Genomic DNA, 12,945 nt, shown 5'->3' with positions numbered 1-12,945 from the left:
AACTCTACGGCGGCGCGGCACTGCGAGACACCCGCCAGCGGATAAGCCGTTCTCTCGCGGTGAGAACCGGCGCTCTACAAGACGCTCGCGAATTGCCTAATCAGCGCACTAGTGTGAGAAAACGATTCTGGCATCGGGCGACTCCGCCATTGCAACTTTGTGCCGCACCGTTGACGACCTCGGCGGCCTACGACCACCCTGAATCGGTGACCGTCATCAACGATCCGATTCAGTTCTTTGGCGCAGACGCTATCCAGGACCCTTACCCGATTTATGACGAGTTGCGCAGGCGAGCCCCCGTACATCGAGTCGGAGAATCGCCGTTCTACGTCGTGTGTGGTTGGGACGCAACCATCGAGGCCATTGCTCGAGTGGATGACTTTTCATCGAACCTCACCGCCACGATGGTGTATCAGGAAGACGGCACCGTCGTGCCATTCGCCATGGGTCAGCCCGGCGGTTCTCACAATGTTCTGGCTACCGCAGACGACCCGCTGCATGCCGATCATCGCAAGATATTGGTGCCGCATCTCTCCGCCAAACGGGTCCGAATCATCGAACAGTTCGCGGACCAGACCGCGAAACGGCTGTGGGATGAGAACCTCGATGACGGGCACTACGAGTGGATGAGTGCCATGGCCAACCGACTTCCAATGATGGTCGTCGCAAAATTGTTGGGGCTACCGGAGAATGATGTCGACAATCTCATCAGATGCGGTTATGCGACGACCGCATTACTGGATGGCTTGATCACCTCTACACAGATCGAGGCCGCGGGAATGGCGGCGATGGAACTTGGAGCTTACGTCCTCGAACATTTCGAGACGGCGGCGAATGACCCTCAGCCCGGCTTGATCAGCGATCTGGCGACGCGTTGCGCATCGGGAGAGATCGACCAGGTGGTTGCCCTCACCATCATGCTGACGTTGTTCAGCGCGGCCGGCGAGTCGACAGCCTCGCTGTTGGGCAGTGCTGCCGGGATTCTGGCCGAGAAGCCAGATGTTCAACAGCAGCTCCGCAACGAGCCGGAGCTCTTGGGCGCTTTCATCGAGGAAACCCTGCGATTCGAACCCCCGTTCAGGGGGCACTATCGACACGTTTGGCGTGACACCTCGCTGGGCGGTGTCGATATTCCCGCCGATTCGCACCTATTGCTCCTATGGGGAGCAGCCAACCGCGATCCAGCGCAGTTCGACGAACCCAATGAGTTTCGACTGGACCGGACTGCGGCGAAAGGACACCTCGCCTTCGGTAAAGGCGCGCACTTCTGCATAGGGGCCGCATTGGCCAGGCTGGAAGCGCAGATTGTGTTGGGCACTTTACTTGAGCGCACCCATTGGATCGACGCTGTTGAAATAGGGCCTTGGTTACCAAGCATTCTGGTACGCCGTCGTGAACGATTGCGCTTGGCCGTTCGATGACTGGCCGGCTGCAGATCCGACGCGTCGCGTTCGGCCCAGGGCCCGTAGTAGTGATGAATCAACCCGCTGGCTCGCGGTCAAAGTCGCTATTCGGCGTATACCGGCTGAGAGGACATCAAGATGGACGATCTCCAGGCCTGCTTCGATCTGGAACAAGCCAAAGCACGGTACTGCCGATTGATGGACACCAAGAACTGGGCGGAACTCGCTGCCCTGCTCACCGAGGATCTGGTGTTCGATCTGACCGACGGCAACCCTAAGGCGTCGCCGATCGTCGGGCGAAACGCGGCGCTCGAAGCGGTCAGGGCATCGGTCGGAGATGCCAAGACCGTTCATCAGGTTCATTCGCCCGAATTCGAACTCGATGGTGACGAGGCACGCGTGGTCTGGGCGGTGCAGGAGCGAGTGGTGTGGAAGAGCGGTGCCTCACTTACCGCCTACGGCCATTATCACGACCGCTGGATTCGCGACGAACGAGGTTGGCGGATAGCGGAATTGAGGTTGACCCATCTGCTAATGGAGTTCGCCTAGTTGTCGATGAGGTGTCTGGAGACTTCCGCCAATGACACGTGCCGTTTATTCGGAGTTGCGGCAGCTCCGCGTGTGCCCCATGCGGGTGGGGGTCCCAGGCACATATGCGTGCGTGCCGTACCTGAACGCTGGGTGCGTGCGCGGGTTGCGGTCCGTGCAGTAGTAGTCAACATCGAGATGCCGCTCGCGACTGTTAGGCGATCATCGCAGCGATGGTGTCGACGACACAGGCCGGTCGATCGGAGCCCTCGACTTCGACGGTGACCCGGACGGTCGCTCGGCCGCCCTTGTCGTTGCGTTCCACCTTGATCAGCTCTGCGCCGGCCCGAATGCGTGAGTCGACCGGAACCGGCGCGGGAAAGCGGAGCTTGTCGACGCCGTAGTTCACCTGCATCGACAACCCGGTCACCTGGTAGATCTGCTGCACCAGTATGGGAACCAGCGACAGAGTCAGGTAGCCGTGCGCGATGGTCTTGCCGTACGGGCCGCTTGCCGCTTTGACGACGTCGACGTGGATCCATTGATGATCCCCGGTCGCCTCCGCGAACAAGTCGATTTCCCTCTGGGTGATCTGTCGCCAGTCGCTGTAGCCGAGGTGCTCACCCACGTGGGCTTCGAAAGCCGAGATGCCCTCGTAGACAGTCGGATTCGTGGGCGCCTGCGTCACGCCGGGACCTTGATGCCCAGCTGCTCCATCGCGTTGCCGCCCATGATCTTTGCCTTCGCCGTCTCGGAGAAGCCATCGATGCGGTCGACAAAACTCAAGGGGTCGCCGATGCCCTCGGGGTGCGGGAAGTCGGAGCCGAACATCACGTGGTCCTCGCCCATGATGTCGACGATGCCCTTGAGGTCGTCCTCGAGGAACGGGTGGATATAGATGTTGCGCTTGAACACCTCGACGGGATGCTCGTCGAACTCCTTCGGCATGATCTTGTACGCCGTGTTGAGCTGTTCGAGAAGGTTGCGCACCCAGCCGCTGCCGTTCTCGACGCACAGAATCTTCAGGTCGGGGAAGCGCGACAGCGCGCCGTGGCAGATCATCGCGGCCAAAGTGTCCTCGATCGCACGGTGTCCCATCACGACTTCGCGCAGTGCGCTCGGCTTGAACGACAGGTACTCGTCGCCGCCCTCCCACTCCATGAGGTGCTTCTGGTAGCCGCTGTCCGAGGCGTGCATGGTGACCGGCGTTCCGGCATCGACCACCTCCTGCCAGAACGGGTCGAATTCCGGCAGACCCATCGAGCGCGAGCCGCCGAACCGACTGGGCACTGGCGCGGGCCGGACCAGGAATGTCTTCATACCGCGCTCGAGACCCCAGTGGAACTCCCTGATGGCCTCGTCGACCAGCGGCAAGCAGATCACCGGTGTGGCGAAGATGCGTTCCTTGTAGTTAAACGTCCAGTGCTCGTACATCCACTCGTTGAGAGCGTGGATGATCGCGTGGGTGAGCACGACATCATCGGTCGTGCGCTCCTCGATGAGGCTGGCGAGGGTCGGATACATGACGCACTGGTCGATACCGAGCTCGTCCATCAGCTCCAACCGAGGGGCAGGCGCTTGGTAAGCGGGGATGACATCCATTGCCTCGCCGATGAATTCGCGAAAGTTCAGCCCCTCGGGGTTGTTGCCGAGGAAATAGTCCTCGGCGCTGCCCGGTCTGGCCACCCTGGCGAACGTCGGATTGGGGATCATGTGGCTGATGTGGTCCTTGACGACCAGCTTCGGTCGCCCGTTGACCTCGACGTAGCCGACCTTGCCCCGGTGTTCCTTCGGCAGGTACTTCGTCAGCGCGTCCTCGGTCTCGTACATGTGGTTGTCGACGTCGAACACCGGATACGGCAATGAACGGGGGGACATGGTTCCGATTCCTCCTCGGAGCAGCGAATATCACCGTTTACGCTTTCTGAGAATGACGTTATCACCAACGCCTGGCAACATCCAGATCGGGGTCAGATCGCCGACAGCTCTTTCCATGCGTTGACCACTGCTTCTGTGGTGGTCACGGTGGTCAGCAGGGCCAGCGTGTTGTCGATGACGGCTTCGGCGTACTGGCGCGGGTAGCCGGCGACGGCATCCCGGGGCAACACGAACTGATAGCTGCGGTTGACTGCGTCCATCACGAAGTTCTGAATCGCGATGTTGACCGAAACACCCACTCCCACAATCGTCTTGACATTGAGGTTGCGGAGCACCGAGTCAAGGTCGGTACCGGTCATCGGTCCGACGCCGTGAATACGGGTGAGCACGATATCGCTGTCGACCTGACCCAATTCGGGCAGGACCGAGGCGCCCGGGCTGCCGGGCGTCAGGTCGGCCGCGAACGACTTGCCGGCCATGAACAGCCTGGCGTTGGTGTTCGACCCACGGTTGTCGGGGCGCTTTTCGATCAGGCAGTGCACGACCGCCACCCCGGCGGCGCGGGCCGCGTCGAGCAGGAGCGCGATGTTGGGAATCGCCTCTTTGCGTGCTTCTTCGGCGAGCATCGGCAGGCCGGCTTGAGCGCCGATCACCCCGCCCTGGCATTCCTGGGTGACCAGTGCGGTCGTGGCCGGATCGACCAGATCGAGCAGGCTAGGTGCTGGCATGAGAACACACGTTATCGTCTGACAGAACGCGATTTCCAGAGGAGGGGCTGTGGAAGCTTGGGACGTCGAGATCCGTGAGTCGATCCGGCAGACGCTCTCCGATTACACCGCGGCCACCGACCGCTTCGATCTCAGAGCGCTCGCCGGGTGCTTCGCCCCGACGGGTGTGCTCGAGTTCACCGGGGGTGACAAACCTCTGACGGGCCCCGCGGCGATCGAGGCCGGACTCGGTGCGGCGTTGGCCTCACCACCCGATCCGGCACGACGGATGCCGACGCACGTGCGTCACCACGTCTCGAGCATCCGATTCGGCTCGGTGACGCGTGATCGCGTCGAGGTGAGCAGCTACTTCGCGGTGCATACCGACGTGGGTCTCGACCACTGGGGCCGATACCGCGACGTGCTCATCCCCGTCGATGGACGGTGGCTGTTCGCCCATCGGCGCATCAGCGTCGATGCGTTCTCGCCAGAGAGCCTTATGGCGCAATGAATTCCTCGGCGAACGCGTGAGCGCGGTCGACGTACTCGGCGCGGTCCTTCCCAAAAGGGGCGATGGTGAGCCACGTAACGCCCATGGCCTCCAACTTCGCAACGGTGGCATGTCGTTCATCCGCAGACTTGCTGTCGTCCAACAGGTTTCCCGCCGAGAAGCAGATGTCCAACGGCTCGGTGCGCCCGATCTCGGCGGCGTACTTCGTGGCCCAGGCGATCGCCGCCTCGAGATCCTCGAGCGTCGAGATCTCCGCCGTGCGTGATGCCGCGGCGTAGCCGAACGTGTTGAAGGGCGCCCAGCCCTGAGCGCGGGACACCGCACGCCGAACCGCGGACTTGCTGTTACCGCCAACCCAGACCGGCGGTGGGGTGGCGGGCACCGGACGCAGGCGCACCCCCCGGGAGGCGAATGACGTGCCCTCGTATGCGACATCGTCGCCGGTGAGAACCTTGCTCAGGACATCGAGCGACTCGTCGAGTAGAGCACCGCGAGTATCGAAATCGATTCCCAGCGCCTTGAATTCGGGCTTCAGGTACCCGGCTGCGACGCCGAGAATGAGCCGGCCACCCGACAGGATGGCCAAACTCTGGATCGACTTCGCTCCGAGAAACGGATTGCGGTAGGCCGCGACATAGACGTTCGTCAGCAGCTTGACGTCGGTCGTGGCAGCCGCCGCGAACGACAACGCGACAAACGGGTCAAGCGCATGATGGCCGCCGTGGTCGAGCCATTTCGCGTCGGGCGCCGGATGGTCGGTGACGTGCACGGCGGCGAATCCGCTTGCCTCGGCGATGCGGGCGATTTCGGCGATTGCCTCTGCGGAGACGAACTCCGACACATCCTCTACGCGCTGGGTGGGCAGTTCGAGAGAGTACGAGATGGTCACGGTGGTCCTTCCGGCTAGTGACTTGATGACGTGACGAGGTCCGCCAGGCGCGCAGCGTGATCGTCGGGACTGCCGAACATCAGTTGTGTCGACTTGGCTCGCCGCACATAGAGGTGCGCGTCGTGTTCCCAGGTGAATCCGATCCCACCGTGGATACGCATGTTGTCCAGCGCGTTGTGCAGGAACGCTTCTGAACAAGCCAGTTTCGCGACCGAAGCCGCGGTAGTCAGTGCTTCGGAATCCCCGGAGTCCGCCACGTCCGCCGCGTGCGCGGCGGCCGAGCGCGCGCCCTCGACGAGTACGAGCATGTCCGCGCACCGATGCTTGATCGCCTGGAAGCTGCCGATGGCGCGACCGAACTGAATGCGCTCTTTCGCGTAGCTGACGGCCATGTCGAGACACCGCTGCGCTGCACCGACCTGCTCATTGGCCAGCGCGACGATCGCGAGGTCAGATGTGCGGGCCAATCCGGCCGCCGCATCGCCGTCGGACCCGATGAGACGGCACTGCACGTCATCGAACCGGACACGCGCAACCTTGCGCGTGCGGTCGAGACTGGCGAGCGGTTCTCGCTCGAGGCCCTGTGCATCCGCTTGCGCGGCGAACAACGAGATTCCCGCGTCGGTGACCGCCGCGGCGAAGATGACGTCGGCGGTGTGCCCGTCGAGCACCAGATCCGCATCGCCCGAAATCCGAAACGCATCACCGTCACTGCGTGCCGTCAGCGTCACCGCGGCGGGATCCCATGCGTCGAGCCGTCCGTTGAGGATCAGCGTCGCGGTGGATGCTCCGTCGACCAATGAGGGGACGTAGTCCGCCATCGCGTCGCGGTCGCCGCTGCTGAGAATGGCTTGGACGGCTAGGCCGACGGTGGAGAAGAACGGCGAGCACAGTAGTGCTGCGCCCATCTCTTCGAAGACGACCGCGAGTTCGGCGAACCCGGCGCCTGCGCCACCCCACTCCTCTGGGATGGCGATGCCGTGCAATCCGAGTTCACCGGCCATCTGCCGCCAGACCTCGTGATCGTGGCCGGTGTCCATGAGTTCGCGGACACGGCTGCTGGGGGAGGTGACCTCGAGAAACTTGCGCACCGCCGCGCGTAGTTCGTTGATGTCATTCGTCGGCACGCGCCGCCTCCAGCTGCTTCGTTGGCACCGCGCCACATGGGCCCGGGATAGGCATTCCCGGACGAGGATAGTATCTTTTCTGAAATAGGAGAATATCCATTCTCGCATGAAGGAGCAGCGTCGTGACCAAGAAACTTGAGTACGGGATCTTTGACTGCGACACGCACTGCTACGAGACGCGCGACGCGTTTACCCGGTATCTCCCCAAGGAGTTTCAGGACCGGGCGATTACCACCGTGCGGGGAGCGGACGGGGTCGAGGTGATTCTCGCCGGCCACCGTGTTGCAACTTTCAACAGTGAAGGGGGGCTGGGCCTGGATGTCGCCTATCGCCCCGGATCTTTGAAAGAGATGCTCAAGCAGATGGGATCGGGCAACCCCGAGGAATCCTACGAGCCGCAGCCCATGCAGCCCGAGTACATCGAGCGTGCAGCACGGCTCGCGGTGATGGAGAAACAGAACGTCGAGCGGATGGTCATCTATCCGAGTGGAATGGCCCTGTCTGCGGAGCACTACGTCGACGACACCGCGGCGCTGTATGCGAATCTCCGATCGTTCAATCGTTGGTTCGACGAAGAGTGGGGTTTCAACTACGAGAACCGCTTGTACGCAACCGGATTGCTCTCACTTCGTGACCTTGATTTGGCTGTCGCCGAGACCGAGGCATTGATCGCGCAGGGCGCGAAATTCGTTCTGCTGCCTACCGGCCCGGCCTACGGCCGATCTCCGGGCGATCCCTACTTTGACCCGATCTACGCGCGACTCCAAGAAGCCGGTTGTGTCCTGGTATTCCACATCATGCCGTACTGGTACTTCGACGCGATCTCACCTGCATGGGGGCAAAACCCAGACCCCGCTTCCTGGCACATGTCGGCATGGCAGTGGATGAACATCTACGGCCAGCGACCGATCGAGGACACCCTCTCAGCGCTGATCTTCGACAACTTGTTCGGCCGGTTCCCTGGGTTGAACGTGTTGGTCGCCGAACACGGGGCCGAATGGGTGCCCTTTTTCACGAAACATATGGACAAGAGCCGTGGCATGGGTCGGAACGGTCCGTGGATCGGCGGAAAGCTGACGGAAAGGCCGTCCCTCATCTTCCGCGAGCACGTCCGGGTGGTCCCATATCCCGAGGACGATATTCCAGCTATCGTCGCCGGCCTCGGCTACGACGACTGTCTGGTGATGGGCTCGGACTATCCGCACGCCGAAGGGCTGGCCGAGCCTGCCGACTTCGTCAAGCTGCTGGATCCCCTCGACGATGCCGCCAAGAAGCGGATCATGCGCGACAACGCTGATCAGCTGCTCAGCCGGAGCTAGCGCCTATGGGGTCTGACGACGCAGACGTTGATCTCGATCTGTTGCGCGTTGCAGCGCGCGATTTCCTGGCCGGACGCGCCACGCAGGACTCCGTCAAGGAGCTCGCGGCGATGGACTGGACCGGGTTGCTCGTCGACGAGAAGCTCGGCGGCAGCGGATGGCGTCCGGTAGAGGCGACGGTCATCGCCGAGGAGCTCGGTCGCGCGCAGAGCTCGGCGCAGTGGCTTGGCTGCGTCATTGCGGCCGCGGCATTGAGCGGGGCGCCCGCCGAGACACGTGACCGATGGTTGCCTGCGATGCTCGACGGCAGCGGCACGGCTGGTGTCACGCTATCCGGCGACGTCGTGAGGGTGGCCCGCGGCGATGCGATCGACATTCTCATTACCTTGGGCCGCAACGGAATCCATGTGATCGAGATGTCCGACGCGCTGCCGCGACAGCTCGACGATGAGCTTCTGGACGTCAGCCGTCCGGTGTGGCGTGTCGATGTCTCCCAAGCGGAGAGCGTGCTGATCGGCGGACCTGAGCGGGCGGACGTATTGCTCGCCCTCGCCAGGGTCCTGCTCAGCGCGGACTCGCTCGGTGCGCTCTCGGCAACGTTCGAGCGCCTGGTCTCTTACCTGAAGGAACGTATCGCCTTCGGGGTACCAATCGCGAGTTTCCAAGCGGTGCAACATCGTCTGGTCGATCTGCGTGTCTTTGAGGCGAAGGCGCGCGCGGCGATCATGAAGGCCGCACGCGCGCTGGCCGCCGATGACGAGTCGAACGATGTGGTGGCTCTGTCCGCCGTGGCGCACGCGTTCGTCGCCGCCAAAACCGCCGCCGCGGTTGACGAATGCATGCAGCTGTCGGGCGGTATCGGATTCACCTGGGAGTACCCACTTCACCACGAGCTACGTCGGGTGTTCACCAACGGTTATCTCCTCGGCACGGCGCGTTCGAGTCGCGCGCTTCTCACAGAGAGGGCTGACTGGTGAACGCTGCGGGGACCCGGCCCAGCGAGGCGGATTTGGCGGACTTCAGGAGCCGCGTCAGGGCGCACATTGCCGAACATGCACCACGGTTCGACGCGAGGGAAGGGCGTCGAGCGCCGGAAAACGCCGAGCAGGAAGCCCAGTTGCGCGCGTGGTTTGCGACGCTATTCGACGCGGGCTTCGTCGGCGCGGACTGGCCGGTGGAGTTCGGTGGTCGCGCCGATCATCATCCCCTGCACGACCGGATCGTCTCGGAGGAAATCCTGCGCGCCCGCGCGCCGCGCCCCGTCGACCAGGTCAACCTCGCAGCACATGTGCTGCTGCACTTCGGATCCGACGAGCAGAAGGCCACGCTTCTGCCTCCCATGCGCACCAGCGAACACGTGTGGTGTCAGTTGCTCAGCGAGCCCGACGCCGGCAGCGATATCGCCAATGTCCGCACCAACGGTGTCCAGCAGGCCGACGGCACGTGGGTTATCGACGGGCAGAAGACATGGATCACCGACGGACACTGGGCCGAGATGGGTCTGGCGCTCATCCGCACCGATCCGTCGTCGTCGCGCCACCACGGGCTGTCGGTGTTCATCGTGCCGCTGAGCACCCCGGGAGTCGAGGTTCGTCCGATCCGCACCATCAATGAGGCGATCGAAGTGAACGAGGTTTTCCTCGACGGCGTAAATGTCCCGGCGGCCAATCTGATCGGCGAGGTCGGCCAGGGCTGGTCGATCATCATGGCGGGCTTGGATTTCGAACGTTTCGGGATCGGCGGGAACGTCATCCTGCTCGAGTTGTTGATCGACGATCTCGTCACAGTCGTGCGTCACGCGACCCTGGACGGCAAGGCGGCGTTCGAGCATGAGGACATCCGACAGAAGGTCGCCGAGTTGGCTGTCGAAGTGGAGGTGGCGAAGGCATTCATCGACGATCACGTCGAGCGCCTCGTCGTCGGCGCCGACGAACCGGGTGACGGTTCGATCGCCAAGCTGAGCTTCGCCGAGACCTATCACCGGGTGTCGGCGTACGGCACTGAATTGGCGGCGATGGTGTGCACCGTGGCCGCCGATCCGAGTGTGGCGCTGGCCAAACAGCGTCTGAAAGAGTGCTGGTTGTGGTCCCGCGCGTACACCGTGTCCGGCGGAAGCAATGAAATGATGCGGAACATACTGGCCAAACGACGGCTGCTACTGCCGAGCGGCTGATGGCTCAACCCTATTGGAGTCTGGTCGAAGCGGCGGCCCAATTGCACCCCGACCGCATCGTGCTCGTCGACGATTTCGGCCGGAGCCTGACGAACTCGCAGTTGAGTGATGCGGCGGAGAGCACCGCGGCGGCGCTGGCCGAACGTGGTGTAGTCGACGGGACCGCTGTGTCATGGCAATTGCCCACCACGCTCGAGACGATGGTCGTTATGGTGGCGTTGACGCGCCTCGGCGCCATCCAAAACCCCATCCTGCCTATCTGGCGCGAGAGCGAAGTCGGTTTCGTGACAGCGCAACTCGGCACTGAGATGCTGATCGTGCCAGGCGTGTGGCGCGGTTTCGACCACGTCGCGCTTGCCGAATCGTTGACGCGCGAACGACCGATGACGATCGTGGTGATCGACCACGAGGCACCGATCACCCACGGGTTGCGGTTGCCGTCCGGCGATCCGGCGAACCTGCCGCCGCCACCTAGGTCTGACGAGGATGCGCGGTGGGTCTACTACTCGTCGGGCACGACCGCAGCGCCAAAGGGAATACGCCACTGCGATCGGTCGGTGATCGCAGGTTCAGCCGGGGTGCTCGGCATGTTCGGCGCCTCGAATACCGACGTGAACCCCGTCGCGTTTCCGGTGTCGCACATCGGCGGCGCGGCGATGCTGGCGGCGAGCCTGCTCACCGGTATGCGCATGGTGCTATTCGATGCCTTCGATCCCGCGGTCACGCCGAAGGCGATCGCGGCGCACCGACCGACAATTCTCGGTTCGGCAACCCCTTTCTTCGTCGCCTACATGGCCGCGCAGCGCGAGCACGGCGCCGAACCGCTGTTTCCGGATCTGCGCGGCTGCGTCGGGGGAGGGGCGCCGATCACCCCGGAGCTCTCCCGACAGGTGCGCGAGACGCTTTCGGTTGCGGGAGTGGCGAATTCATGGGGGCTTACCGAGTTCCCGGTGGCGACTTCACCGCCGCCGGACGGCACGCCCGACGTCCTCGATCACACCGTCGGTCGGCCGGTGCCGGGAGTCTCGGTGCGCGTCGTCGACGAGACCGAGCGGGATGTCGCCGCGGGCGAGGAGGGCGAACTGCGGCTCAAGGGTCCGCAGTGCTTTCTGGGGTATGTCGATTCGACACTCGATGCTGACGCATTCGATGCGGACGGGTGGTTCCGCAGCGGAGACCGTGGGCGGATCGACGCCAATGGCAATGTCGCCATCACCGGACGCATCAAGGACGCAATCATCCGCAATGCGGAGAACATCTCGGCGTTGGAGATCGAGGGAGTGCTCGCGACGCACCCCGCCGTTGCCGATGTTGCGGTGATCGGTGTGCCCGATGCGCGGACGGGGGAGCGGGTGTGCGCTGTTGTGGTTCCCAAGCCGGGTTCCGAAGTCGATTTAGCGTCGCTCGCCGAACACTGTCAGGCGCGGGGTCTAAGCAAGCACAAGTCGCCCGAACGCCTGGAGTTCATCGACGCGTTGCCGCGCAACCTCACTGGCAAGGTTCTCAAGAACGAACTCAGAGAGCGGTTCGGCCGCTAACTATCGCGATTTCGCTCAGTAAAGTTTCTGCAGCAGAACGAATTTCGTGAGTAGTCATGGGTCGCAGGGGATGGATCCCGAGGATAAGCCGCACCCGATCGGAATCGTCCAAGACGGGTGCCGAGATCGTGGCCACCGGGCGAGCGCCGAGCGCGTTGTCGTCCCACAAAAGGTTGGCCGAAATGAATTCGACGCGCAGTTGGTCGACTACTGAGCGCAAGTTGTGTGGGACGGTCTCTCCAGACAACGTTCCGAGCGCATGCGCCGCCTGCGCGAGCGCTGGGGTCATCCAGTCAACGTCATAACCCCGCGCTCGGGTCTCGGTCAACACCCCGTGCAGGCGTTCAGCCAGTGATGTGTCGCCTGCTGCGCCACGCTGCACCCACGACTCCTGCTCGTCGGGTATGTCCCATGCGGCACAGGCGATTCCAAATGGGGGCGCGTAGGGGATACGTTCCTGAGGAAGGGTACGTTCGGCCCAACCATCGGGGTTCGCAAACGCGGTGATAACCAGTTCGTCTCCGTAGCGTTCGACTACTGAAGCCGGCATGCCGGTCGATTCGACGAGGCGATCGATGGCATCGCGCGCGATTCCAGCCAGCGGGCGGGTTGTGTCGAGCCGATGTGCAATCACGGCCAGTGCTGGGCCAGGTGCGAACTCTTTCGATATCGGATCCCGGGTGGCCCAGCCGCGATCGCAGAGTGTTTTGAGGATGGAGTGTGCCGTGGCTTGGGACAGATCGAGCTCACGGACAACGTCGGAGAAGCGCCAACCATTGCTGCCCGACCTGCTGATCAGCTCGATAACGCCCAATACCCGCTCGGTGGGCGCTGAATTCGTTCCCCGCAACCTTGACTCCTCCTCGTCCACA

At 63.1% G+C, this 12,945-nt stretch carries 13 protein-coding genes; 7 read left to right on the top strand and 6 right to left on the bottom strand.

What is annotated here, in order from left to right; translation table 11 throughout:
- Positions 1-206: 206 nt before the first annotated feature.
- Both ACWW36_RS29060 and ACWW36_RS29055 read left to right on the top strand, forming a co-directional pair.
- Positions 207-1,421, top strand: a complete 1,215-nt coding sequence (locus ACWW36_RS29060) for a cytochrome P450 (RefSeq protein ID WP_456139362.1) — start codon at positions 207-209, stop codon at positions 1,419-1,421.
- Positions 1,422-1,541: 120 nt separating this feature from the next.
- Entirely contained in the window at positions 1,542-1,952 is a 411-nt protein-coding gene (locus ACWW36_RS29055) for a nuclear transport factor 2 family protein (RefSeq protein WP_456139361.1), read from the top strand.
- A gap of 193 nt (positions 1,953-2,145) precedes the next feature.
- Here ACWW36_RS29055 and ACWW36_RS29050 read toward each other — a convergent pair whose 3' ends face one another.
- The 3 genes from ACWW36_RS29050 to ACWW36_RS29040 all read right to left on the bottom strand — a co-directional run bounded on the left by ACWW36_RS29050 (position 2,146) and on the right by ACWW36_RS29040 (position 4,537).
- Positions 2,146-2,619, bottom strand: a complete 474-nt coding sequence (locus ACWW36_RS29050) for a MaoC family dehydratase (protein WP_456139360.1) — start codon at positions 2,617-2,619, stop codon at positions 2,146-2,148.
- Positions 2,616-3,809, bottom strand: coding sequence for an amidohydrolase family protein (locus tag ACWW36_RS29045; protein ID WP_456139359.1), 1,194 nt, complete (start codon positions 3,807-3,809; stop codon positions 2,616-2,618). The genes ACWW36_RS29050 and ACWW36_RS29045 overlap by 4 nt, the downstream gene beginning before the upstream one ends.
- A gap of 92 nt (positions 3,810-3,901) precedes the next feature.
- On the bottom strand, positions 3,902-4,537 hold the full coding sequence (locus ACWW36_RS29040) for an isochorismatase family protein (protein WP_456139358.1): 636 nt from the start codon (positions 4,535-4,537) through the stop codon (positions 3,902-3,904).
- A 49-nt stretch (positions 4,538-4,586) separates the two neighbouring features.
- Here ACWW36_RS29040 and ACWW36_RS29035 point away from each other — a divergent pair, with 49 nt between their 5' ends.
- Positions 4,587-5,027 carry a nuclear transport factor 2 family protein gene (locus ACWW36_RS29035; RefSeq protein ID WP_456139357.1) on the top strand — a complete coding sequence of 147 codons (441 nt, stop codon included), beginning with the start codon at positions 4,587-4,589 and terminating at the stop codon, positions 5,025-5,027.
- Here the strand turns inward: ACWW36_RS29035 and ACWW36_RS29030 are convergent.
- Both ACWW36_RS29030 and ACWW36_RS29025 read right to left on the bottom strand, forming a co-directional pair.
- Positions 5,014-5,916 (bottom strand): TIGR03619 family F420-dependent LLM class oxidoreductase, encoded by a 903-nt coding sequence (locus ACWW36_RS29030; protein ID WP_456139356.1) that lies wholly within the window; start codon positions 5,914-5,916, stop codon positions 5,014-5,016. The genes ACWW36_RS29035 and ACWW36_RS29030 overlap by 14 nt on opposite strands.
- A gap of 14 nt (positions 5,917-5,930) precedes the next feature.
- Positions 5,931-7,043 carry an acyl-CoA dehydrogenase family protein gene (locus tag ACWW36_RS29025; RefSeq protein ID WP_456139355.1) on the bottom strand — a complete coding sequence of 371 codons (1,113 nt, stop codon included), beginning with the start codon at positions 7,041-7,043 and terminating at the stop codon, positions 5,931-5,933.
- Between the two features lie 122 nt (positions 7,044-7,165).
- Here ACWW36_RS29025 and ACWW36_RS29020 point away from each other — a divergent pair, with 122 nt between their 5' ends.
- Genes ACWW36_RS29020 through ACWW36_RS29005 form a run of 4 tightly spaced genes read left to right on the top strand, consistent with a single transcriptional unit; the run spans position 7,166 to position 12,073 of the window.
- Positions 7,166-8,362: an amidohydrolase family protein gene (locus tag ACWW36_RS29020; protein ID WP_456139354.1), complete on the top strand. Its 1,197-nt coding sequence runs from the start codon at positions 7,166-7,168 to the stop codon at positions 8,360-8,362.
- Positions 8,363-8,367: 5 nt separating this feature from the next.
- The gene (locus ACWW36_RS29015) at positions 8,368-9,339 is read left to right on the top strand and encodes an acyl-CoA dehydrogenase family protein (protein ID WP_456139353.1); all 972 of its coding nucleotides are present in this window, start codon (positions 8,368-8,370) and stop codon (positions 9,337-9,339) included.
- The gene (locus tag ACWW36_RS29010; RefSeq protein ID WP_456139352.1) at positions 9,336-10,535 is read left to right on the top strand and encodes an acyl-CoA dehydrogenase family protein; all 1,200 of its coding nucleotides are present in this window, start codon (positions 9,336-9,338) and stop codon (positions 10,533-10,535) included. Before ACWW36_RS29015 ends, ACWW36_RS29010 begins: the two co-directional genes overlap by 4 nt.
- Positions 10,535-12,073 carry a class I adenylate-forming enzyme family protein gene (locus tag ACWW36_RS29005; RefSeq protein ID WP_456139351.1) on the top strand — a complete coding sequence of 513 codons (1,539 nt, stop codon included), beginning with the start codon at positions 10,535-10,537 and terminating at the stop codon, positions 12,071-12,073. The genes ACWW36_RS29010 and ACWW36_RS29005 overlap by 1 nt, the downstream gene beginning before the upstream one ends.
- On the opposite strand, the gene ACWW36_RS29000 is transcribed toward ACWW36_RS29005, so the two are convergent.
- Positions 12,051-12,923, bottom strand: a complete 873-nt coding sequence (locus ACWW36_RS29000; RefSeq protein WP_456139350.1) for a helix-turn-helix domain-containing protein — start codon at positions 12,921-12,923, stop codon at positions 12,051-12,053. The two genes, ACWW36_RS29005 and ACWW36_RS29000, sit on opposite strands and share 23 nt — an antisense overlap.
- Between the last annotated feature and the right edge of the window lie 22 nt (positions 12,924-12,945).

It is taken from the genome of Mycobacterium sp. MMS18-G62 (assembly GCF_053877835.1).
Note: the sequence above shows the minus strand (reverse complement) of the source record. Positions and strands in the feature narration are given on the sequence as shown.

Bases quoted from the DNA above. Each gene is read 5' to 3' on its own strand.
- ACWW36_RS29055 (WP_456139361.1), top strand. From the start codon at position 1,542: ATGGACGATCTCCAGGCCTGCTTCGATCTGGAACAAGCCAAAGCACGG.
- ACWW36_RS29045 (WP_456139359.1), bottom strand. From the start codon at position 3,809: ATGTCCCCCCGTTCATTGCCGTATCCGGTGTTCGACGTCGACAACCAC.
- ACWW36_RS29040 (WP_456139358.1), bottom strand. From the start codon at position 4,537: ATGCCAGCACCTAGCCTGCTCGATCTGGTCGATCCGGCCACGACCGCA.
- ACWW36_RS29015 (WP_456139353.1), top strand. From the start codon at position 8,368: ATGGGGTCTGACGACGCAGACGTTGATCTCGATCTGTTGCGCGTTGCA.
- ACWW36_RS29005 (WP_456139351.1), top strand. From the start codon at position 10,535: ATGGCTCAACCCTATTGGAGTCTGGTCGAAGCGGCGGCCCAATTGCAC.